Source organism: Actinomycetaceae bacterium MB13-C1-2, from assembly GCA_035621235.1.
In the GTDB taxonomy this organism is placed as follows: Bacteria; Actinomycetota; Actinomycetes; order Actinomycetales; family Actinomycetaceae; genus Scrofimicrobium.
On sequence record CP141731.1, the window covers coordinates 1,645,919 to 1,666,996 of the forward strand.

General features: G+C 56.7%; 18 protein-coding genes and 1 pseudogene. 13 read left to right on the forward strand and 6 right to left on the reverse strand.

Going from position 1 to position 21,078, the window contains the following annotated elements:
- Positions 1–130: 130 nt before the first annotated feature.
- Positions 131–1,501, forward strand: coding sequence for an MFS transporter (locus U6G28_07185; protein ID WRS29312.1), 1,371 nt, complete (start codon positions 131–133; stop codon positions 1,499–1,501).
- A gap of 47 nt (positions 1,502–1,548) precedes the next feature.
- Positions 1,549–2,325: an SDR family oxidoreductase gene (locus U6G28_07190; GenBank protein WRS29313.1), complete on the forward strand. Its 777-nt coding sequence runs from the start codon at positions 1,549–1,551 to the stop codon at positions 2,323–2,325.
- 44 nt (positions 2,326–2,369) lie between these two features.
- Here the strand turns inward: U6G28_07190 and U6G28_07195 are convergent, their stop codons facing one another.
- The gene (locus U6G28_07195; GenBank protein ID WRS29314.1) at positions 2,370–3,074 is read right to left on the reverse strand and encodes a GntR family transcriptional regulator; all 705 of its coding nucleotides are present in this window, start codon (positions 3,072–3,074) and stop codon (positions 2,370–2,372) included.
- Between the two features lie 301 nt (positions 3,075–3,375).
- Here U6G28_07195 and U6G28_07200 point away from each other — a divergent pair, with 301 nt between their 5' ends.
- From U6G28_07200 to U6G28_07210, 3 genes are read left to right on the forward strand one after another with little or no spacing between them, the layout of a single operon-like run.
- Positions 3,376–5,118, forward strand: coding sequence for a dihydroxyacetone kinase family protein (locus U6G28_07200; protein WRS29315.1), 1,743 nt, complete (start codon positions 3,376–3,378; stop codon positions 5,116–5,118).
- Positions 5,119–5,147: 29 nt separating this feature from the next.
- Positions 5,148–5,603, forward strand: coding sequence for a ribose-5-phosphate isomerase (locus tag U6G28_07205; protein ID WRS29316.1), 456 nt, complete (start codon positions 5,148–5,150; stop codon positions 5,601–5,603).
- Positions 5,604–6,347, forward strand: a complete 744-nt coding sequence (locus U6G28_07210) for a triose-phosphate isomerase (protein ID WRS29317.1) — start codon at positions 5,604–5,606, stop codon at positions 6,345–6,347.
- Positions 6,348–6,733: 386 nt separating this feature from the next.
- Here U6G28_07210 and cysE read toward each other — a convergent pair.
- From cysE to U6G28_07225, 3 genes and pseudogenes are all read right to left on the reverse strand, one after another.
- Positions 6,734–7,222 (reverse strand): annotated as a pseudogene (gene cysE / locus U6G28_07215) (serine O-acetyltransferase).
- 65 nt (positions 7,223–7,287) lie between these two features.
- Positions 7,288–8,223, reverse strand: coding sequence for a cysteine synthase A (gene cysK / locus U6G28_07220; GenBank protein WRS29318.1), 936 nt, complete (start codon positions 8,221–8,223; stop codon positions 7,288–7,290).
- Positions 8,224–8,307: 84 nt separating this feature from the next.
- Positions 8,308–8,946 (reverse strand): YigZ family protein, encoded by a 639-nt coding sequence (locus U6G28_07225; GenBank protein ID WRS29319.1) that lies wholly within the window; start codon positions 8,944–8,946, stop codon positions 8,308–8,310.
- A 181-nt stretch (positions 8,947–9,127) separates the two neighbouring features.
- Between U6G28_07225 and rpmF the strand changes: the two genes are divergently transcribed.
- From rpmF to U6G28_07240, 3 genes are all read left to right on the forward strand, one after another.
- Positions 9,128–9,298, forward strand: a complete 171-nt coding sequence (rpmF, locus tag U6G28_07230) for a 50S ribosomal protein L32 (protein WRS29320.1) — start codon at positions 9,128–9,130, stop codon at positions 9,296–9,298.
- A gap of 135 nt (positions 9,299–9,433) precedes the next feature.
- Positions 9,434–10,015 (forward strand): DUF308 domain-containing protein, encoded by a 582-nt coding sequence (locus tag U6G28_07235; protein WRS29321.1) that lies wholly within the window; start codon positions 9,434–9,436, stop codon positions 10,013–10,015.
- 252 nt (positions 10,016–10,267) lie between these two features.
- On the forward strand, positions 10,268–13,138 hold the full coding sequence (locus tag U6G28_07240) for a VaFE repeat-containing surface-anchored protein (protein WRS29322.1): 2,871 nt from the start codon (positions 10,268–10,270) through the stop codon (positions 13,136–13,138).
- A gap of 111 nt (positions 13,139–13,249) precedes the next feature.
- Here U6G28_07240 and U6G28_07245 read toward each other — a convergent pair whose 3' ends face one another.
- Positions 13,250–13,621 (reverse strand): hypothetical protein, encoded by a 372-nt coding sequence (locus U6G28_07245; protein ID WRS29323.1) that lies wholly within the window; start codon positions 13,619–13,621, stop codon positions 13,250–13,252.
- A gap of 19 nt (positions 13,622–13,640) precedes the next feature.
- Between U6G28_07245 and U6G28_07250 the strand changes: the two genes are divergently transcribed.
- The 5 genes from U6G28_07250 to U6G28_07270 all read left to right on the forward strand — a co-directional run bounded on the left by U6G28_07250 (position 13,641) and on the right by U6G28_07270 (position 20,006).
- Positions 13,641–14,594 (forward strand): methylenetetrahydrofolate reductase, encoded by a 954-nt coding sequence (locus U6G28_07250; GenBank protein WRS29324.1) that lies wholly within the window; start codon positions 13,641–13,643, stop codon positions 14,592–14,594.
- A complete protein-coding gene (metE, locus tag U6G28_07255; GenBank protein ID WRS29325.1) occupies positions 14,591–16,984 on the forward strand; it encodes a 5-methyltetrahydropteroyltriglutamate--homocysteine S-methyltransferase in 2,394 nt (797 codons plus the stop codon). Before U6G28_07250 ends, metE begins: the two co-directional genes overlap by 4 nt.
- Before the next feature lie 4 nt (positions 16,985–16,988).
- The gene (locus U6G28_07260) at positions 16,989–18,188 is read left to right on the forward strand and encodes an aminotransferase class I/II-fold pyridoxal phosphate-dependent enzyme (protein WRS29326.1); all 1,200 of its coding nucleotides are present in this window, start codon (positions 16,989–16,991) and stop codon (positions 18,186–18,188) included.
- A 103-nt stretch (positions 18,189–18,291) separates the two neighbouring features.
- Complete coding sequence (locus U6G28_07265; protein ID WRS29327.1) at positions 18,292–19,083, forward strand: thioredoxin domain-containing protein; 792 nt, start codon at positions 18,292–18,294, stop codon at positions 19,081–19,083.
- A 2-nt stretch (positions 19,084–19,085) separates the two neighbouring features.
- Positions 19,086–20,006, forward strand: coding sequence for a cytochrome c biogenesis CcdA family protein (locus U6G28_07270; GenBank protein ID WRS29328.1), 921 nt, complete (start codon positions 19,086–19,088; stop codon positions 20,004–20,006).
- Positions 20,007–20,181: 175 nt separating this feature from the next.
- Here U6G28_07270 and U6G28_07275 read toward each other — a convergent pair whose 3' ends face one another.
- Positions 20,182–21,051: an HAD family hydrolase gene (locus U6G28_07275; GenBank protein WRS29329.1), complete on the reverse strand. Its 870-nt coding sequence runs from the start codon at positions 21,049–21,051 to the stop codon at positions 20,182–20,184.
- Positions 21,052–21,078: the final 27 nt, after the last annotated feature.

The following is a 21,078-nucleotide window of genomic DNA, read 5'->3' on the forward strand; positions in this document are numbered from 1 at the left end:
ACCACGGCCCGAGGTGCGATTGAGGTGGGTGGAACCCTCATTCGCGTACAGAAGTAATCAGCGCGCTACGTCGGGAGCGTCGCATAACAGACCCTTCAAAGGAATCTATCGTGACGAGGAGGTCACATTAATGACGCAGGAGACAATCGTCGTGGACCCGGACAAAGAGGTGGTCGCGGGCGCCCTTAGAAAAGTAACGAAGTACCTCATCCCATTTTTGCTCTTGATGTACGTCATTGCATTCATCGATCGTACGAATCTCGGCTGGGCGCAACAGGCGTGGGAAGCGGACTACGGGATCTCTACCGCTGCGTACACCTTCGGTGCAACGTTGTTCTTCATTGGCTATGCGGTCTTCGAGGTGCCTTCCAACCTGATCATGCATAGGGTTGGAGCGAGGTGGTGGATGACTCGAATCATGATCACCTGGGGTTTGGTCGCCATACTGTTCATGTTTGTCAACGGTCCAACTATGTTCTATGTGCTCCGATTTCTACTCGGCGTCGCAGAGGCAGGCTTTTTCCCGGGTGTGATGCTCTTCCTCACGTACTGGTACCCTGCCGCCCGCCGAGGATGGGCGACCGGTCTCTTCTACATGGGCCTGCCCATCGCCAACATAGTCGGCAACCCGCTCTCGGGCGGCCTTCTGGAGATGGATGGCATACTCGGAATGGACGGGATCCACTGGATGTTCCTCGTTGAGGGTGGACTTGCGGTGGTCGTAGGTTTCATTGCTCCATGGGTGCTCGTTGATCGACCGCAAAAGGCGAAATGGCTTACACAGGAGGAACGCGATCATCTAACTGCACAAATTGCGATTGAGGAAGCCGCGAAAGAGAAGGCAAAGCCGATCAGCTGGGCGAAAGCATTAGTCGACCCAAAGATCCTTTATTTTTGTCTGATCTATATGTGCATTCAGGCATCCGTTTACGGTCTGACCTTCTTCTTGCCTAAGCAGGTGACGCACATGACGGGGCAGAGCGCGGGACTTGCGGCTGCGCTAGTAACTGCGATTCCGTGGGCGGTAGCCCTCGTCGGCGTGATCTTTATCCCCAGGCTTGCCGACAAGACCGGTAAGTACCAGGGTTTCGCTGCGGTACTACTTCTGTTTTCGGGCGTGGGTATCGCGGTCTCAGGGGCCTTCCTGGAAAGCCCGGTTCCGGCACTGTTCTTCCTTTCCCTCGCTGCAGTCGGTTTCGTGTGTGCGCAGCCGATCTTCTGGCAACTACCAACGCGGTATCTCAGCGGTGCGGCACTTGCTGGTGCCACTGGATTGATCAATGCACTCGGCAATCTTGGCGGTTGGCTCGCACCGAATCTTCGTACCTGGGCAACCCAGTCCTGGTTTGGAACTCCCGATGCGCCGAATGAGGGGGCGGGCCTGGTCGTTCTTGGCATGGCAGGCATTCTCGGCTTCATTCTCATTTTGGGCCTGTATTTGCAAAAGAAGACTGACGCCGAGGTGGAGGCAGAGCTGATACAGGACGAGCTCGCGTCCTAGTCGCGAAATAGATGCGGTATGCAAAGTATTAAAGGAGAGAATAGAAAATGAGTGAAGTTGCAACCTTCCCCGAGGAAAGAACAGCCATCGTCTCAGGAGCTGGCGCTCCTCGCGGTATCGCCCGTGCGGTAGCCCGTCGTCTCCTAAGAGACAACTGGAACGTTGTGGTGTGCGATGTCGTCCCCGAGGTTCTTGAGTTTGAGCCCGAACTGGCAGCTGAGTACCCGGACCGTAAAGTCTTGACGCTCCAGTTCAACATCGCTGATGAGGAGCAAGTGAGGGCGGCTTTCGCAAACATTGACGAAACCATGCCACCACTGGTGGGAATGGCCAACGTCGCCGGTGTGGCGTGTCCGGTAGCGCTAGAAGACATCACCGTCGATGAGTTCAATCGCGTCATGACCATAAATGCCACCGGCACTATGCTCATGATGAAGTACGGGTCGGAACTTATGAAAAAGGTGGGAGTCGGTCGCATTGTCAACTTTTCGTCCATCACGGCCCTGGACGGTGGTGGAACGTTCTCTAAGTTCGCCTATGCGGCTGCTAAGGCGGCGGTAATTGGGTTGACCCGCGGAGGAGCCCGTGAACTCGGCCAATCAGATATCACCTGCAACGCCATACTGCCTGGCCCCGTCGACACGGACATCATGGGTGGCAAGCTGACTGATGAACGCAAAGCGGCTATGTCTTCAAACATTCCACTCCGTCGAGTAGGACAACCTCAAGATCTGGCCGCTGTTGTGAATTTCTTGTTGTCGGAAGAAGCAGCTTTCGTCAACGGTGTCTCCATGAACGTCGACGGTGGAAAACACATGCACTAACCCTGCGGGATCTAGTACTGATCGTGGTCTAGCGGTGGCGAACCCTAATCGCCACTGCTAGACCGCGCGTTTACGTTAGAGAGGTGTTTTTGTAGTGCATCGAGAGCCTTTTCGACATCACCGGTCTTGACCGCTTCAAGAATCTCTTTATGCTCGGCGACGGCTTCGGGAGCATCAGTCTTGCCTACGCCGAGAGTCTGACGCATGCGATGCACGCTGAATGACAGACTATTGACCGAACGCTCTATGTATCTATTGCCGCAGTGATCGAGGATCGATTGGTGAAAGTCCCAATCGCGTTTGAAATACTCCCGGAGATCCACGGGGTCTAGAGCACCATCAGAATCCATTAGGCGTTTGCCGATTGCTGCATGTTCTTCGAGCGCGTGTTCCAAGTCTGGAATGAGGTCGGGCAAATGGGTCATTGCGCGTTCAAGAGCACCTGTCTCTAGGACAAGCCTCGCATCGACAAGTTCCCGCATATTGCTTTCCGACATGGGTCGAGCGACTCGATATCCTCTTCGCGCTTGGCGCTCAACCAGACCTGTGTGTTCGAGGCGTGCTAGCGCTTCGCGAACAGGTGTAGGAGAAACCTGAAGCTGCTCAGAGATGCGATCAATTCCCAAAGGCTCGTGCGGGGCCATCTGCCCCGATATCAGCATGTCTAGGAGCGCGTCGTAGATTGCATCGGGCAGGCTGCGGGGAGCCGAACTCGACAGGGGTCGTAATGGCGTATCACTCGAAGACATAAGGGTATTTTAGCTAGACGAACGACCCGGACGGCTACCGGCGTGTTTGCTCGGTCCATCGGGCGACAGCGCCGATGACCTGCCCCACTTTCATCTGTCGCTGGTCCGTTTGATATCGCCTGGCTCAGAGAGTTCCTGACATCCTCGTTTGCAGTCGCACACCGACTTGTGGGTAGGGGATCATCAACTGTCCTGCCAGCGTCTCGCCCGGAGTAAAGCGTCGAATCACGCTTGTACTAGGATTCTATATCCTATAGTCTATATGATAAAGTGATCGACAACGACCTCCGGGAGCAGAACGATGACGTATCTGGTCAATAGCCCTAAAGAATTCGCCACAGACAGTCTTAAAGGAATGGTCCTTGCAAACGGCAGATATTTACAGGCAGTGCACGGTGGAGTAGTTCGAAGTACGTCGAGTCCGGATGGTGAGGTTAGCGTCGTTGTGGGCGGAGGCTCGGGACACTACCCAGCGTTCGCTGGTTGGGTTGGTCCGGGCTTGGCCCACGGGTCGGTCTGCGGCAATATTTTCGCTTCACCGTCTGCGTCGCAGGTGAGGTCGGTGGTAGAGCAAGCTGACAATGGTGGTGGAACGCTCCTTCTGTTTGGCAACTATGCGGGTGACGTCTTACACTTTGGGGCTGCGGCGAAGAGCTTAAATGACGATGGAATCGATACGCGCATTGTTTTGATTTCTGACGACATTGCGTCGAACACGCCAGACAAGCACGATGATCGGCGCGGGATTGCCGGCGACATCATGGTTGTTAAGGTCGCGGGCGCCGCGGCAGCGGCCGGTTTGGATCTTGACAACGTTGAGCGGGTTGCCCGCAAGGCAAACAGTTCCACGCGCACGCTGGGCGTCGCGTTCACAGGTTGCACGCTTCCTGGTTCCGCAGAGCCTCTCTTTGCTGTTCCTCAGGGCCATTATGCACTGGGATTGGGAATACACGGTGAACCGGGTATTACCACGCATCCGATGACATCTGCAAAAGAAATTGGCGATCTTCTGGTTGATCGTCTTCTGGCCGAAGAGCCAAAACGAAACGAGGCAGGTTACAGGGGTCGCGTCGCCGTCCTGGTCAACGGTCTGGGAGCCACTAAGTATGAGGAACTTTTCGTTCTTTTTGGTTCGATTGCCGAGACCCTTGAAGAGAACGGCTTTACCCTTGTGAATCCTGTCGTAGGCGAACAAGTGACTTCGCTGGATATGGCCGGAGCTTCCCTGACTCTGATGTTTCTTGACGACGAGTTGGAGGAGTATTGGTTGGCTCCCGCAGACTCACCAGCGTTCAAACTTGGTGCGATTAAGCAAGGGGCGGCTCGCCGCGTCGTGATCGAGACCAAGTCCAAGGAACTTCCCGTTGGCTCGCCCGAGTCCGCTGCACAGGCCGCTAAGGCAGTCAGCTTCGTTGAACTTCTCGCAACGGTGTCGGCAGAGAAAGAGGACGAGCTGGGCAATCTAGACTCGATCGCTGGAGACGGCGACCACGGTCAGGGAATGTCGTTGGGGTCCGCTGCGGCGGCGCGAGTTGCTCGGGAACTTGTCGCCCACAAGGTGGGCATGCACACGCTTTTTGCCGAAGCTGGAGCTGCTTGGGCGGAAGGAGCCGGGGGTACGTCGGGCGCGGCATGGGGTGCAGCTGTCACAGCGATGGGCCAGGCTCTTAGTGATGAACGCGCCGCGACCGACGAGGAAATCGGACGCGCAAGTGTATCGGCTGTGCGAGCCTTTTCGAATGTTGGTACCGCGGTTCCGGGCGACAAGACGATGATCGACGCAACCCATCCGTTCGCCGAAGAACTGGAGGCGCGTCTTGATCGAGGCGATGATTTGGCTTCCGCGTGGTGCGCTGCTGCGGCTGTGGCAATGGAAGCAGCGGAAGCAACTGCCAAGATGATTGCTCGAAAGGGACGTGCACGCACGCACGGGGCTGCGTCGATTGGAACTCCCGACCCGGGAGCGACCTCGTTTTCGATGCTGATGACCGCTGTGGGTGAGGCCCTGTTGTCAGACCCGAGCGCAGATCACCAAACACGCTAGATACAAACACAGTAGATAGAGGAAAAAGGATGGGTTTTCGTGTTGTTGTCGCTGGCGACATTGCTGGCTATGAATATAAGGAAACGATTAAGGCCGATCTTGAGGCCGATCCTCGCATAGATGAGGTGATTGACGCGGGAGTGGGCGCTGGTGAAGACGTCGACTATCCCCATGTAGCAACCAGGGCGGCTCGGATGATCGCCGATGGCAAAGCCGACCGTGGCATTTTCATTTGCGGAACCGGGCTTGGTGTCGCTATGGCCGCCAACAAGGTCAAGGGGATTCGTGCTGGAACTGCGCATGATTCGTTTTCAGTGGAGCGCTTGGTTCTCTCCAACGACGCACAGATTCTGTGCATGGGGGAGCGTGTCATCGGGCGTGAGCTTGCCCGCAGACTTGCCAAAGAGTTCTTCGATTACAGGTTCGATTCTTCCTCGCCGTCGGCCCCCAAGGTCGAGGCTATGTGCGCTTACGAGGCCGAGTAGATGTTGTGGGTTGGAACAAGCTGGAAAATGAACGGCTCGCTTGGCTTTGCGCGTGACTATGCGCGGAGCCTGAGGCAAGCAGACCTGCATAACTGGGCAGGAGTACAACCGTTTGTTATCCCTTCTTTCACCGCGATCGACACCGTTCGAAACGAACTCGGACCCGATTCGCCGGTGCTACTCGGCGCGCAGAACGCTCACTGGGAAGACGAGGGAGCGTGGACCGGAGAAATATCGGTGCTCCAAGCTATGGACGCTGGGGCACAACTCATCGAAATTGGACACTCTGAGCGTCGCGCCAATTTCGCTGAGACCAACGAGGTTGTGCGTAGGAAGGTTGAAGCGACCTTGCTGGCCGGAGCGCGACCGCTACTTTGCGTGGGTGAACCAGCCGAAGTCTTTAGGGCGGGAGGATCTGTTTCATACATAACTGAGCAGGCCGACGCTGCGCTATGCGGCTTAGATAGCTCCTCTGTGATCCTCGCCTACGAGCCAATCTGGGCTATTGGGGAGAACGGGCGAGAACCCGAGCGCGAAGATCTAGTAACCGCATTTGCTGCCCTGCGCGAGCGCTATGAGACCCGAGTTGAAGCGATCCTCTATGGAGGGTCGGTTAATCAGAAGAACGCCCTGGATCTTCTCAACATACAAGGCGTTGGCGGCCTATTTGTGGGACGGTCCGCATGGAGTGTGGAGGGCTACCTCGATATTCTAAGGATCGCTACCCAAAAGGCGGCTGGATAGGGGTTGTGGCGGAGGGCGCAATCTTCACTGAAGCTAATATATGGCCGAAGAGCGGGGTCCCTTCTCCCAGATAAACCAACCTCAACTTCTGGGCCGAGAGTGTTGTTCAGGCTTTCTCTCCACGAGTTGATGAGCGACAACTAAATGTAGAGCGCCGGCTCGACCATGACTCCGTCCTCGTGGAGGTAGGTTTGCTTGAACTTGACTGAGACCTCATCCGCGGCAGGTGTACTGCCGTCGCGACTCGGCTTGACGGTGATCTCGCCCTCCAGGGTTGAAGCTTCCAGGCTTGTCTCCAAAGAAGTGCACGCCTCGCGCGAATCCGCCGGAAGCCTCGCGGGGAGAACCTCATGGGTGTGGGAGCCTCGTTCTTCAGACGTCCCCCGTAGGTGCGAGGGAACCCCTACGGCCACGCCCTTTTCGGGAACGTCTTTGACCACAACAGCGTTTGCGCCCACCTTTGCGTCGGAGCCGACCGTCACGGGACCCAAGACCTTGGCTCCCGCGCCAAGAATCACGCGGTCTCCCACGGTTGGGTGACGCTTTCCGGGGGTCATGGTGACACCGCCGAGGGTTACCTCATGAAAGATGAGGACATCATTGCCAATCTCTGCCGTTTCGCCAACGACGACGCCCATGGCGTGATCGATGAACAAACGGTCCCCGATTGTGGCGCCGGGGTGAATATCCACGCCGGTGAAGAATCGTGCCGTGGACTGAATAGCCCTGGCAGGAAATCGTGCTCCATTGGTCCAAAGAGCGTGCGAGACGCGATAGCTCCAAAGAGCGTGAAGACCGGGGTAGAGGAGTGCTACTTCAAGTGCGGACCTTGCAGCGGGGTCGCGTTCTCTCGCCGCCTTCAGGTCGTCTCGCATTTGCTTGAATGGGTGGGGTACCTTCACTCCCGCGCTCTCCTCTCCCCGGTGTTTCGTGTCGCGCTCTAGTCTTCTTCTAGTCCCTCGAAGAGCTTAGTAGAAAGGTAACGTTCTCCGGTGTCGGGAAGGACGACAACGATCGTCTTCCCCTCATTCTCGCGGCGAGCAGCAACATCGACTGCGGCGGCGAGAGCCGCCCCGGAGGAAATTCCGACAAGCAGACCCTCATCGCGGGCTGCCTGACGAGCCACCTCAATTGCCTTTTCGCCGGGGACGGCAATGATCTCGTCAATGACGTCCTGATTTAGAACCGCTGGCACGAAGTTTGCGCCGATACCCTGGATGAGGTGCGGACCGGCTTTTCCCTCACTAAGCAGGGGAGACTCGGCCGGCTCAACCGCGATGATCTGGACCCCGGGTTTACGCGACTTTAGTACTTCTCCTACGCCTGTGATCGTGCCACCGGTGCCGATGCCACCGATGAAGATATCTACCTCGCCGTCGGTGTCGTTCCAGACCTCTTCGGCGGTGGTAGTCCGATGTGCTTGAACATTTGCCTCGTTCTCAAACTGTCGGGCAAGGACTGCGCCGGGGCGGGTTTTGACAATCTCATTTGCTGCCTCGACAGCCCCCTTCATCCCCAGCGGAGGGTCGGTCAAGACGAGCTCGGCTCCGTATGCACGCATAAGCGCGCGCCGCTCCTTACTCATGGACGAGGGCATAGCAAGAACCACGTTGTAGCCACGAGATGCCCCCACCATGGCAAGGGCGATACCGGTGTTGCCGGAGGTCGCCTCAACAATGGTGCCACCGGGCTTAAGCTCACCGGATGCCTCGGCGGCGTCGATGATACCGCGTGCAATACGGTCCTTTACTGACGAGGCGGGGTTGAAGCTCTCTACCTTGGCCAGAACCGTTGCGTTTTGATCGGTCATGGAGTTCACCCTTACCAGAGGGGTGTTGCCAATAGTTGAAGCGATGTTCGCGTGGATGTTCGCCATTTCGTCTCACTTGTCCCTTGATAGTGCAATAGAACTGCGTGACCAGCCTACGGAGGATTAACGAGGGGTGTCGAGGACGACCGACTACGCGGACAGCGGAATGTCAATAACCTTGGTTCCGATTGGGATGAGCGTACATGGGGCACGGGTTAGAGAAGCGGCTAGATGCTCGATTTCCTCAACCTGGTTGCCCTGCAGGGCCAGAGTGACACGGAGCGAAGCACCCCACTCTTCACTCAATACCCGTATGCCTCTCTGGTGAATAATTGATTGAAACTGCCCTGCGAACTCAGAGGGCACCTCTACCTCTACCAGGTCCATACGGATTCTCTTCGCGAGTGAGGCTTGATTCAGAGCCGTTCGTGTCGCCGAAGAATAGGCGCGCACTAGGCCGCCGGTGCCCAGGAGCACTCCGCCAAAGTAGCGAGTTACCACCGTGACGACGTTAACCAGATTAGCCCCGGTTAGGACTTCAAGGATTGGCGGGCCGGCCGTTCCTGAGGGTTCTCCGTCGTCGGAGGAATGAGTGCGTGGTGGTCCCGCCTCCGAACTAATGACGAAGGCGGAGCAGTGGTGCCGGGCATCGGGAAACTCTGCCCGGACCAGACTCACGATCTCGCGTGCTTCATGCTCGTTTTCCGCGCGGGATAGGGTGGTGATGAAGCGAGAGCGCTTCTCCACTATCTCACTGCGCACCACGGGACCCGGCAATAGCGTGAACATGGTGACATTGTCGCATTTCGATTACCCTGTTTGGCGCGTGTATGTAAGGCTTGTAGCCGTGAATCGGGTCTGGCCGGACTGTGCTCATCCCGAATTCGGGTGATCATTCGGGTCACCTAAAATAGACCGTATTGGATGGATGTCTCAGGCATCCTTGAATCTTGGAAGGAGCGACACCGCCATGGCAGTACCCAAGCGCAAGATGTCGCGTTCGAACACCCGCACCCGCCGTAGCGCGTGGAAGGCCAAGCTGTCGGAGCTCCAGACCATCCGCGTTGACGGTCGAGAAATCCGCGTGCCTCGTCGCCTGACGAAGGCATACCAGAAGGGTCTGATCCAGCCCGAGGACTAGATCAGACTGTAATCAATACTCAGTCAAGGTACTGGGTTACCGGGTGGTCATAGCGTACTGTAAAGGCGCAGGTACCATCCGGTTCCTTGTTTCTGAAAGGCGCAAAACATGAGTATAAACAACTCTAATTTTCCCGTGAGCGACTCTTCGGTAGTACATGAAGCGGCCGAAAAGGCTCACACAGGAATCCGCGTTGGGGTCGCGGTTTTCGGTGTTCTCTCCATTGTCATCGGTGCCCTTGTTCTGACGCACCCAGCTGAGTCTGCAACCAGCATCGGTCTGTTCGCCGCGATTGTCCTAGGACTTTATGCAGTCGTCGCGGGTATCGCGATCGGCTTTGGTGCATTCTTCACCAGGGGTCTGTCGTTCTGGGGCCGCGCGCTCAGGCTGATCGGCGGAATTCTTGCCGTCATCGCCGGCGGCATTGTTCTGTTCAACCCTGCACCTTCCGCCCTGTTTGTTGTTGTGTTCGCAGTCATCATGGTTGGCGTCACCTGGGTAATCGAGGGAATCGTAACGCTGCTTGATCTACAGGAAGCTCCATCAAAGGGATGGGCGATCTTCTATGCGGTCATCTCAATCATCGCTGGAATCGTTCTCTTCATTGCTCCACTAACTGGTGCTGCGGTGATGTTGATTGTCATTGGCGTCTCGGCAATCGTCTGGGGCGTCGTCGCGATTATTGCGTCAATCCGCTTTTCATCTGCAACAATCTAGTCCCATCTAGCGATAAGGGCGGGAGTTTCCGGAGACGGAACTCCCGCCCTTATTCGTGTTGCCACCGTGTTTCCGGTGTGGTTTTCCACAAGCCATTTTTCCAAGGTCCCCTAATGGGGTTCATCCACAGTCTCTTCCTGCTGCCCTCGATTGCGCCCATTTGCCGGTCTAGCGTTCCCAGCATGTGCGAGGGCCATAGGGGCATCGCTACGTCTCGGGCGATGCCCGGGCTGATAGAGACGAGGAAAACGGATGCAAGAGAATGCTTACCGCGGCAGGATCCAGCACCTTCTTGTTGTGTTGATAAGTCTGTTCTCAGTGGTGTTACCCGCAGGGTTGGCAATCGCTGCAACTCCGGACTATGGCGATGATCATGAGGGGATTGTCGCGGATTCTGAGCCACTTCAGAGCGGGGATTTGGGAGAACCGCAATCTGGACAACTGAGCGGCGAGAAGATCGGGAAGAACGCACTCAGGTTGCGGGGCCCGATGCCGCGGGCCGTAATCGGTCATATTTCGGGGCCGTATCAGGCATATCAACACCCATCGGGCACAGGCATGAGTCTTACGGAGTCGTATTCCTTCCACGACATGTCGAACACCGCTCATGGACTTGGTGGCTACGATATCGTGCGCGATGGTCAGAAAACCCGGCAGTGGTGCGTCAATCTGCTACAGGACTGGCCCGCCGGAGTTGGAACCACCAAGCCCGTCGCTGCGCCGATGAACCACACAAATGTTCCGAGTGACTACAAGGTCAACTCGAATGCAGAGATGGCCTATATTCTGCGGACTTACGGCGAGACAGGGCAACTGTACGGCTCCCCGAGCAACGACCCCGGTGTCTATGCTGCTGTAGCGCTTCTTGTTCACATGAACTATGAGCTTGATGAGGCAGTGCCGATCCTCGATGATCTCATCGATACTATGCGCGCTGGTGGGAGCGCAGCGAATACTATCGCAGAGTTTGCCGCCGCGATTGCCAGCGACGCGCGCTCAAAGGGTGCCAGTTTGGCCTACTCGGGTGGCATCGAAATGGAAATGAACGCCAACCGACGTGACTTCGCTATCGGTCAGGTTGGTTTGCGAATGGGATCGGGGAACTTTGAGGGCGGCCATGACGTGATTGTCACGATCCAAGGCCCGGCAGTCCTGGATCCGAATAGTGCTCCGGGCGGTACTGTGTCAGCGGACGGCAAGACTTGGACAGGAAAGACGCTGGCGGACAAAGAAATACGGCTCTCGGGAAGTGCAACTGCCAATGGCAGCGTCTCTGCCAGGGTGAGCTATCCAAAGGTGCCGCAGGACGACATGCTGATGTTGGAACGACCGGTTGGCGCTCAAACAACGATGATGTACCGCTCGGGACAAACCAGTATTGCGAAGCAAACGAAGTTCAGTGAGGTGGTGGTCGACTTCCAGCCCATGCTTACTTCTTCGACCGACGGGGCTGGTTCGCGGATTGTTGATCCCGGCGAGAAGGTCCTAAAGGATGAACTGGAAGTGTTTGCCGATCCTGATCTCGGAGATGGTAAGTGGCTTGGCATTGGTCGCACGATGCCGGGTGAAGACGGATATTCTCCGCTTTCCGTGAAGTTCAAGGGGACGCTGTACTTGGTGGGGGAGCAACCGGTAAAACAAGCAGGCATCGTGCCGCCCAGTGCCAAGAGGATTGCCGAGACCACCTTGATCGCCAAAGGCCCGGGAACCTACAGGACCGAGGTTGCATATGACGGCACTCCGGGCTTCCTTACCTGGGTCTGGGAAGTGGTAAAAGAGGACCAGTTGCAGCTTTCTGCAGAAGACCGGTCAATGATTCATGCTGACTGGTCTGATGCTTACGGACTTGCGGCCGAACAGAGTTCGGTTCGTTGGCCGGGAAAAATCGAGTCAAATTTGAAAGTACATCCGACCAATGACAACACCTTCCTGGTGGATGATGTCTGGATAACGCAGATGCCCAGGGCCCATGGATCATTCAGAGGCGAGGCAGGATTCGTCACGGATACGACGACGATGGAAGCGAGACTCTACTTCTGGGAAGCAAAGCTTGCCAATGAAGTGACGTCTATTGACGATGCGACCCTCGTCGGAACCGTTGAAATGGACGCAAAAGAGGGCTTCTTTGCCTCGCAGGGGAGTCCCGATTGGAAGCTCCAGCGCGATGAGAACGGGGATCCTGAGATAGGCACTTACCAGGTCGTTCATGTCTTTGATGGAGATGATCGTGTGGCCCCCTTCATGTCGCAGGTGCCGGATATCCATGAGATGTATGAGGTAACAGCCGAACCACAAATTACGACCACTGCGACCGGGGAGGCCGAAAAGATGGTGGGAGCCTTCGATAAAGCGACAATTACGGACGAGGTTTGCTATCTGAATCTTCGTGCTGGAAAGGAGTATCAACTCCAGGGGATTCTGATGGATCAGGCAACCGGTGAACCAATCCTGGTAAACGGGAAAGAAGTCCGGGTCGAGAAGGTCTTTGTCTCCGAACAAGCAGAGGGGTGCGAAAACCTTGAGTTCGAGTTCGATGCCTCTGTGCTTGGAGGAACCACCACGGTGGTTTTTGAGGAGCTCTATCACGACGGCATCAAGGTGGCCACACACGCCGACATTGATGATCGGGGACAGAGTGTAGATATTCCAAAGGTTTCAACAACCGCCACAAACGGGGCCGAAGGAAAAGAAATAGAGGCCGAACCCAATCAGGTGGTGGTGGACAGTGTCTGTTACTCCCGACTCGCAGTTGGCAAAACGTACCAGGTTAGGGGAGTGCTCATGGATAAGACCAAGGGCGAACCACTAATAGTCGCTAAAGAGATCATTGAGTCCTCAAAAGAGTTCACCGCGGAGAAACCAGATGGATGTATTGAACTAGAGTTTCAGTTTGATGCCTCTGAGCTCGCAAACCGAGAACTAGTCGTGTTCGAAGACCTGTTCTTTGACGGGGTGAGAATCGCTACGCATGCGGACCTCGAGGATCAGGGCCAAACAGTGAAGGTAAAGGCCGAGGAGTTGCCAGACACTGGTGCCAGTGTTCTGGGAGTCGTTGCCGCCGGCGTGATACTAGCGGCGGCTGGACTGTCGCTTCTGTTGGTAGTCCGTCGTCGTCGGACATAAGCAAATCGGCTCGGGGGAGCCGCCCTTTTATTACGAATGGGCGGCGACCACCCATTTACCTGGAACTGTGGAACTCCCCAAATTTCGGGTGGGGCAGAGCGGTGGTAATCGTCATCGCTCTGCCATTGAACGGTGCGTGGCAACCCTGTGCCCGATGGCCGCGTCTTGGCGTTGACGGAATTTACCGCTCAACTCTTCTGCCTTGGCTGCGGTCTTTGCTCTTTGCTGGCGTTCGAGGTTTGGACGCTTTGCGGTTCTTGATTCTCTGAGTGCTACCGTGCCTAGCGTGACTAGTAACCAGGACCTTAGCGTGAGCGCCCGTAACCGAGAAACTTTCAGGGTGAACACTGCTATGTCCATGTCCCGAATGTGCTGCGGCTTCTCGAAGTAGAGACGATCAAGCGCACTTATTCTTCGTCTCCCAGGATCGATTAAGGAATCGTCCTCTTCGAGGAGCCGTTCATTAGGCCGAGTGCTCCGCACTATCCGCATTGGAAACAAGATGAACTTCCCGATTCGGCCGTCACACACGATCTCATTCGAGGTTATGCCTCCAAGGCGCGTTGAGCTGGCCCCCAGATTCTGGTCCAACGTCGACCAACTCCTGGCAAGTAGACCTGACTTTATCTCGGTCACGTATGGCGCAGGAGGCGCTGATCGTGAAGGAGCAGGTGACGTCGTCACTAGGTTGGTTCGAGACACTCCCGTTCAACCGGTCGCTCACCTGACCTGCGTTGCTTCACCCCGAAGTGACGTCCGGTCGATCGTCGAGGGATACCTTGATAATGGCGTGCGTTCATTCATGGCATTACGCGGCGATGCACCCCGTGGGACGTCCAACTGGAGACCTGAACCAGGTGACGTAACCAGCGCTGCCGACCTCATAACACTGATGAGGCAGATTGAAACTGAGAGGATTGCCGCTCATCCAGGTTTCGCTCTCCGGTCTGCCTTCAAACCGCTCACCATCGCTGTTGCTACCTTCCCAAACGGAAACCCCGCAGCGGGAACCACGGCCGAGCAGGAGGCGGAACGACTGCTCACCAAGCAGACTGCGGGCGCCTCGTTCGCCGTCACCCAACTGTTCTGGAACCCTGAGTGCTATCAATCGTTCGTGGACACTGCGCGGCGAATCGGGGTCTCAATCCCCATCGTTGCGGGTCTTCTTCCTCCAACCGAGCCACGCAGAGTGCGTAAGATGCAGGAGCTAACCGGTGTGGAGGCCCCAGCCTGGCTGCTAGACCCGTTGGAGGCCACTTCAAGTGTGGAAGAAGCCGCGAAAGTAGGAACGGAGATCGGTCGAACCATCGCCCGAGAGGTACTTGCTGGCGGATCTCCCGGGGTGCACGTGTACACCTTCAACCAAGCTGGTCCTGCCCTTGACTTGGTGCGCGACCTTGAGGCTCCCGATCCGAATGGAAGGCGGCTCTCAATTCCCACCGAGGAACGTAGATGATCGAACCAACTTCCCCGAACACTTTTGAAACGGCAACCGCTCCAGTAAACGAAAGGCCCACCGTGACCACTTCTTTCCCCAAGGCAACAATCATCGGCTACCCGCGCATCGGGCCCGATCGCGAGCTAAAGAAGGCCACCGAGAAGTACTGGAAGGGCGAACTCAGTGGCGATGAATTGCACTTCGCTGTAACCGCGCTTCGTGATTCCACCTATGATCGGCTCACTGATCTAGGGTTGGAGCCGAAAGATTACGCTATTCCAGAATCATTCTCCCTCTACGACCAGGTACTTGATACAGCGGTTACCCTCGGTGCGGTTCCAGAGCGATACCAAGACCTCAAAGGACTCGACCGTTACTTCGCCCTGGCGCGCGGTACTGACAAACTGCCCGCCCTTGAAATGACCAAGTGGTTTGACACCAACTACCATTACCTGGTTCCGGAGTTATCCCCCTCGACTGTCTTTGGTTTTGAAGACCAGGGAAAAATCGAGGAGTTTAGACGAGCCCGAGACACAGGGTATGTTGTGCGGCCCACCCTGATCGGTCCCGTCACTTTCTTGGCACTTTCGAAGGCGGCGGAGGGTGCCCCTGCGAACTGGACTCCTCTCGAGCTAATAGACTCCATTGTGACGGCCTATCGCGAGGCCCTTACCGCATTTGCCGGCGCGGGAGTCGAGTGGATTCAGTTCGATGAGCCCGCCCTCACGACGGACAATCTTGGGGTCGCCCGCGATGAGTTGATCGAGGTTGCCAAGCGCGTTTGGTCAGATCTGTCCACTCATAATGATCGTCCCCAACTCTTGGTGACCCTTCCCTACGGCAACGGAAGTAGAGCAGCGGCGACGCTCGCTGAAACTGACGTTGAGGCAATCCACATAGATCTGAAACGCACTCCAGAGCCGGATGCCGTGCTGAGCAAGGCCCTCGCAAGAAAAACCCTGGTTGCAGGTGTCGTCGAGGGACGCAATATTTGGCGCGCCGATCTGCGCAAGGCGGTAACGACTCTGCAAAACCTTCAGCTCCTGGGCGTCACCGATCTGTCTGCTGCTACCGCTACGTCATTGCAGCACGTACCGATCACCGCTGACATTGAGCAGTGGGATGACCCGGCGCTCAATGAGGCTCTGCACCGGTGGCTCTCCTTTGCCGATCAGAAAGTCCAAGAGGTCGCGGTCTTAGGTCTTGGACTGGCTGACGGTTGGGACTCCATTCGAGAGGAGATAGAGGCGTCGGATCAGGCCATCAGGTCTCGGGCCTCATTCGAAGGGGTTATTCGCGCTGATGTGCGTGCACGAACGGCATCCGTTACGGCGGCGGACACACAGCGCGAGGACTCGGCGACCAGACAGAAGGCACAGGCCGAGGTACTACAACTTCCGCCGTTGCCGACCACCACTATCGGGTCTTTCCCGCAGACACAAAAGATTCGTAGGGCACGCGCCGCGCATGCTCGCGGTCAACTCACGGAGTCGCAATACCACGACGCGATGAAAGCCGAGATCGAATCGGTGATTCGCCTTCAGGAGGAACTGGACCTCGATGTCTTGGTTCACGGTGAAGCTGAGCGTAACGACATGGTCCAATACTTCGCTGAGCAACTAGACGGATACGCAGTAACAAGGAACGGCTGGGTTCAATCCTACGGAACTCGTTGCACGCGCCCATCGATCCTGTGGGGTGACGTCTCCCGGCCCGAACCAATGACAGTTGATTGGACGGCCTACGCTGCCTCGCTAACCGATAAGCCAGTCAAGGGGATGCTCACGGGTCCAACCACGATGATCGCGTGGTCCTTCCCGCGCGAGGACCTTCCCTTTGGTGAGGTTGCCGCCCAGATTGGTCTTGCGCTTCAAGACGAAGTTAAAGATCTTGAGACGGCGGGTATTCGCGTCATTCAGGTCGATGAGCCTGCCCTGCGTGAACTGTTGCCTCTCGATGAGTCTAGGCATCAGGACTATCTGGATCAGTCAGTTCGGGCCTTCAGGCTCGCGACCTCTGACGTGGACGTCGCGACACAAATTCACACCCATCTCTGTTACTCGGAGTTTGGGCAGGTTCTGGACGCCATCCTCGGACTGAATGCTGATGTCACCTCGATTGAGGCTGCCCGCTCGCGGATGGAGCTACTCGAGGACGTTGATACCGCCGATCTGATCCGAGGTCTTGGTCCCGGAGTGTGGGATATTCACTCTCCCAGGGTCCCAGGCGCCGAAGAACTAGCGGAACTGCTTCTAACCGCGGCTAAGTCGGTCCCGACGGACCTGCTTTGGGTGAATCCAGACTGCGGTCTCAAGACTCGCGGCTACACCGAGACCGAGCAGTCACTACGGAATCTGGTCCAGGCCGCGAAGGCCGTGAGAGCACAGCTGCAAGAGGCGGGCGACTAACAAAATGAGATGTCGCCCGGATAAGGCAGATCCCGACTCGCTGGGCTTTGATACTCAGGCCGTTCATGTCGGTAACTCGATCGATAGGGGGTCGGGAGCAATACGGACGCCGATAATCATGGCCAACTCGTATTCGTTGCCCTACGATCCTTCCACTGTCGACTGGTCTGGCACCGATATTCCCCTCTACACCAGGAATACCGGAGCAAATCAGGTTGCGCTCCAGCGTAAGATCGCCGCCCTTGAAGGGGGTGAAGACGCTGTGGTGCTGGCAACCGGGGTAGCCGCGCTACACGGAGTCTTCTTCACCACCCTTCGCAGTGGCGACCACGCAATTATCTCGGATACGACCTACGAGGCGACCTGGCGCTTGTTCGAGGAGCTTTTCCCCCAGAAGTACGGTATTGAGGGGACGTTCGTCGACGTGAGTGACCTGGAAGCAGTTCGGGCGGCGCTCCGACCGAACACGAGGTTGATCCACACGGAGACAATCGCAAATCCGACAACCAAGGTTGCCGACATAGCTGCCCTGTCAGAAGTAGCCCACCAAAACAACGCGCTACTTAGCGTCGACTCGACGTTCACTCCTCCCCCTCTATATCGACCGCTTGAGGACGGGGCTGACTTTGTGGTCCAGTCGCTAACCAAGTACATCAACGGTCACGGGGACGCGATGGGTGGATCGGTCGCAGGAAGCAAGGAGCTGATCCAGAAGATCAAGTCTGACGCGATGGTCGATGTTGGTGGCGCAATTTCTCCATTCAACGCATGGCTGATTCAACGCGGCTCAGTAACACTTCCCCTTCGTCTGGAACGGCATCAGTCCAACGCCCGGAAGATCGCGGATTTCCTTGAACAGCATCCGAAGGTTGCGTACGTCTTCTACCCGGGTCTGGAGTCGCACACGCAACACGAACTCGCGATCCGCCAGTTCGGAGGACGAGGTTTTGGTGGAATGCTTTGCTTTGCAGTCAAGGGGGATCGGGACACCCAGAACCGTTTCGTCTCAAGCCTGCGTGTCATTACCTCTGCGGTGTCACTCGGACATGACGAGACCCTGATAATGCACGTGAGTAACGAAGGTCCTCGAGTCGTCTACTATCCGCAACCGTTCAAGGAGTACGGTCACCTTCGTCTTTCGGTCGGGCTCGAGGATCCGCAGGATCTGATCGCTGATCTTGAGGCGGCACTTGAAACTGTGTGAGTCACCTGAGCGTTCGCTGACTCACAGTCTGTGCCCGTAAATGTTCCAGCCGCCCTCGGCCCAGTAGGGTGGAAGAAGTTTGCAGACCCCGCGGAGGTTTCCCTTGAGTTCAGGCAGTGAGATCCAGCAGCGTAATCGCGCCGTAATCCCTCTTTTGATTGTGGCGGTGGCGGTAATTCTGATCGCCGCAGTTCTGTTTATGCAGTCAGGCTCAGGAAAGGACGACGCAAAGGACGCGCCCGTAGACGTACCGCAGTCCAGTGAAGAGGGCAAGGTCCCAGAAGACACCGTGATCACCGAGACCGAAGAATCTGCCGGATCGGAGGAGAATCCATACGCGGAACTCGCCTTTGCTGAGGAACGAAATCCTGATGATCCACTGGCCGCCGGTCCGGTGGACGCCCCGGTCGCTATGGTGATCTTTTCTGACTATCAGTGCGGATACTGCGCCAAGTGGAGCACAGAAACACTCCCGCTGATGATGGAGTATGTGGAGGACGGAAAACTACGCATTGAATGGCGCGATGTCAACATATTTGGTGAGGACTCAGAGCGTGCCGCCGCGGCCTCGTACGCAGCGGGTCTACAGGGCAAGTTCTGGGAGTACCATGACAGGCTATTTGCTGACGGCGCCACCCGAAGCCCCGCAGAACTGAGTGAAGAGTCGTTGACGGAGCTTGCCTCCGAACTAGGACTCGATCAAGCAAAGTTCACCAAAGATCTGAACGCAGAGAGCACGCTAGATGCCGTTAAGCGGAACGCCAATCTAGGCTTGAGCATGGGGGTCAGTTCGACCCCGTCATTCCTGGTGGGTCTTGAACCGGTCGTTGGCGCGCAACCGAGTGAGTACTTCGTCCAGCTACTAAACCAGAAGCTCGCACTGGCGGGAAGCTAAGCGTGGACGTAGGCTTGCTCACCGCGTTCGTCGGCGGAATGCTGGCGATCCTAAGTCCGTGCGCGGCACTACTGCTTCCCGCGTTTTTCGCCTCAACTGTGGGGTCTGGCCCCAGACTCTTGATCCACGGAGTTGTCTTTTACGTGGGACTGTTGTTGGTTCTGGTTCCCCTCGGTGTCGGGGCAGGAGTCCTGGGAAGCCTGTTTGTCTCTCACCGCGAGCTGATCATCAACGGCGCGTCACTGCTGCTGGTCGTCTTTGGGATCATGACGGTTTTCGGAATTGGCTTCGACGCCTCGAAGATGTTGCCCGGTTCCCAGAAGCTTGAGAACACAACCGCAGGTAGTGTGGGCCTGGTTAAGTCCTTCCTTCTTGGAGCGACCAGCGGACTCGCCGGTTTCTGCGCGGGTCCGATCCTTGGTGCAGTACTGACTCTTGCCGCGGCCCAGGGGAACCTGGTAACCGCTGGCCTACTGCTGGCTATCTATGCGGCCGGCATGGTTGTGCCGCTCTTGATCATCGCGCTGCTGTGGAACCGAATGGGAGAGAAGGGGCGTGGCCGTCTGCGCGGGAGGACCTTTGAGGTATTCGGGCGTCGGTTTCACTCGACTTCGGTGGTCACCGGTCTGCTAATGGTCGGTGTTGGAGTGTTGTTCTGGGCGACCAACGGCCTTGTAACCATGCCCGACCTACTGCCGGGCTCGTTGTCAGCATGGCTTCAGAAGAACAGCTCGATTCTGTCGAACGTCTGGGTTGATGTCGCGGCCATTGCTTTGGTGGCGGCTATCTTGTTATTCGTCTGGTGGCGTTCGGACCGCAAACGGGATTTAGACAGTGCGGATGAGGGGGACAGTCCGAAGGCTCCCAGTTCAATCGTCGAGGTTTCGGGCGTGGTTCAGCCTGGGCGTGACAGGAAAAACTAGGATTTCGCTCCGCAAGTTCGCCCCTGTATTGCCAACCAGGACAGCACCTCTCGCTGGCCCCTCGATCGAGCTGACTGACAAGCCTTAGCCCACTCGCCCGCAACTCTCCGACCCCTGCGCGATCAAGGAAACGGATTCGCGGCGCAGAACGCTGGGTCTTGAAGCCGCCTGCTACCTATTCGCTCGGTTCGATCAGCCCCAGCTTTGCGAGCGCCAGTTCAACACCGTCAGCGTCAACGTCCGCCGTAACGAAGTTCGCGATCTCCTTGAGAACGGACTCGCCGTTTCCCATCGCGATCGAGGTTCCGCAAGCTTCAAACATGTCCACATCATTGTGGCTATCGCCGATGCCAATTGCTTGCTCTTTACTCATCCTCAGGTGATCGAGAACCATCTCGACCCCGGTACCCTTCGTGATGCCGGGTGGAGCGATTTCTCCGCTGAAACCGGCGGCGTTTGGAAGCGAACCATTCACGATATAGAAGTCGTCGCCAAGCTCGGCTTTTGCTTTGGGCAACAATTCTGGGTCCAGGCCAACAAATGCGGCCTTGGTAATGGTGTTCAGATCAACGGTATCAATTAGTGGCATAAGACCAAGCCAGTCAATGATCTCGGAAAAGTCCGCCTCGACACCCTCAGCACTAAGCATTAGTTGATACTGCTCCATCGAAGACACGTAGTTGGTACTGCGATGGGTTAACCCGGTGGTTTGGGCGATGTACTGTAGCCCGTTGGAATCAAAGTAGTCGAGCATCCGGGTTGCCTGTTCGACAGTGAGCGTCTGGTTAAGTAGCGTCTTGTCCCCGAAGACAACAGTTGCCCCGCCATTGGTGACGGCTCCATCGAAGCCGATTGCCAACACTTCCTCGGGGATGTCGCGATAGGCACGCCCCGTGCAGAGAAGGACCAGATGCCCTCGTTCTCGCGTCTGCCTGATAGCCGTCGGAGTAGACGCAGGAACCGCTCCCGAATTATCGGTAATGGTCCCGTCAACATCGACAAAAACGATCCTGCGTTCGCGGGTCTTGGTGAAATCCGTAGGCATGATCTCATTGTGCCCGCACGTTAGGGA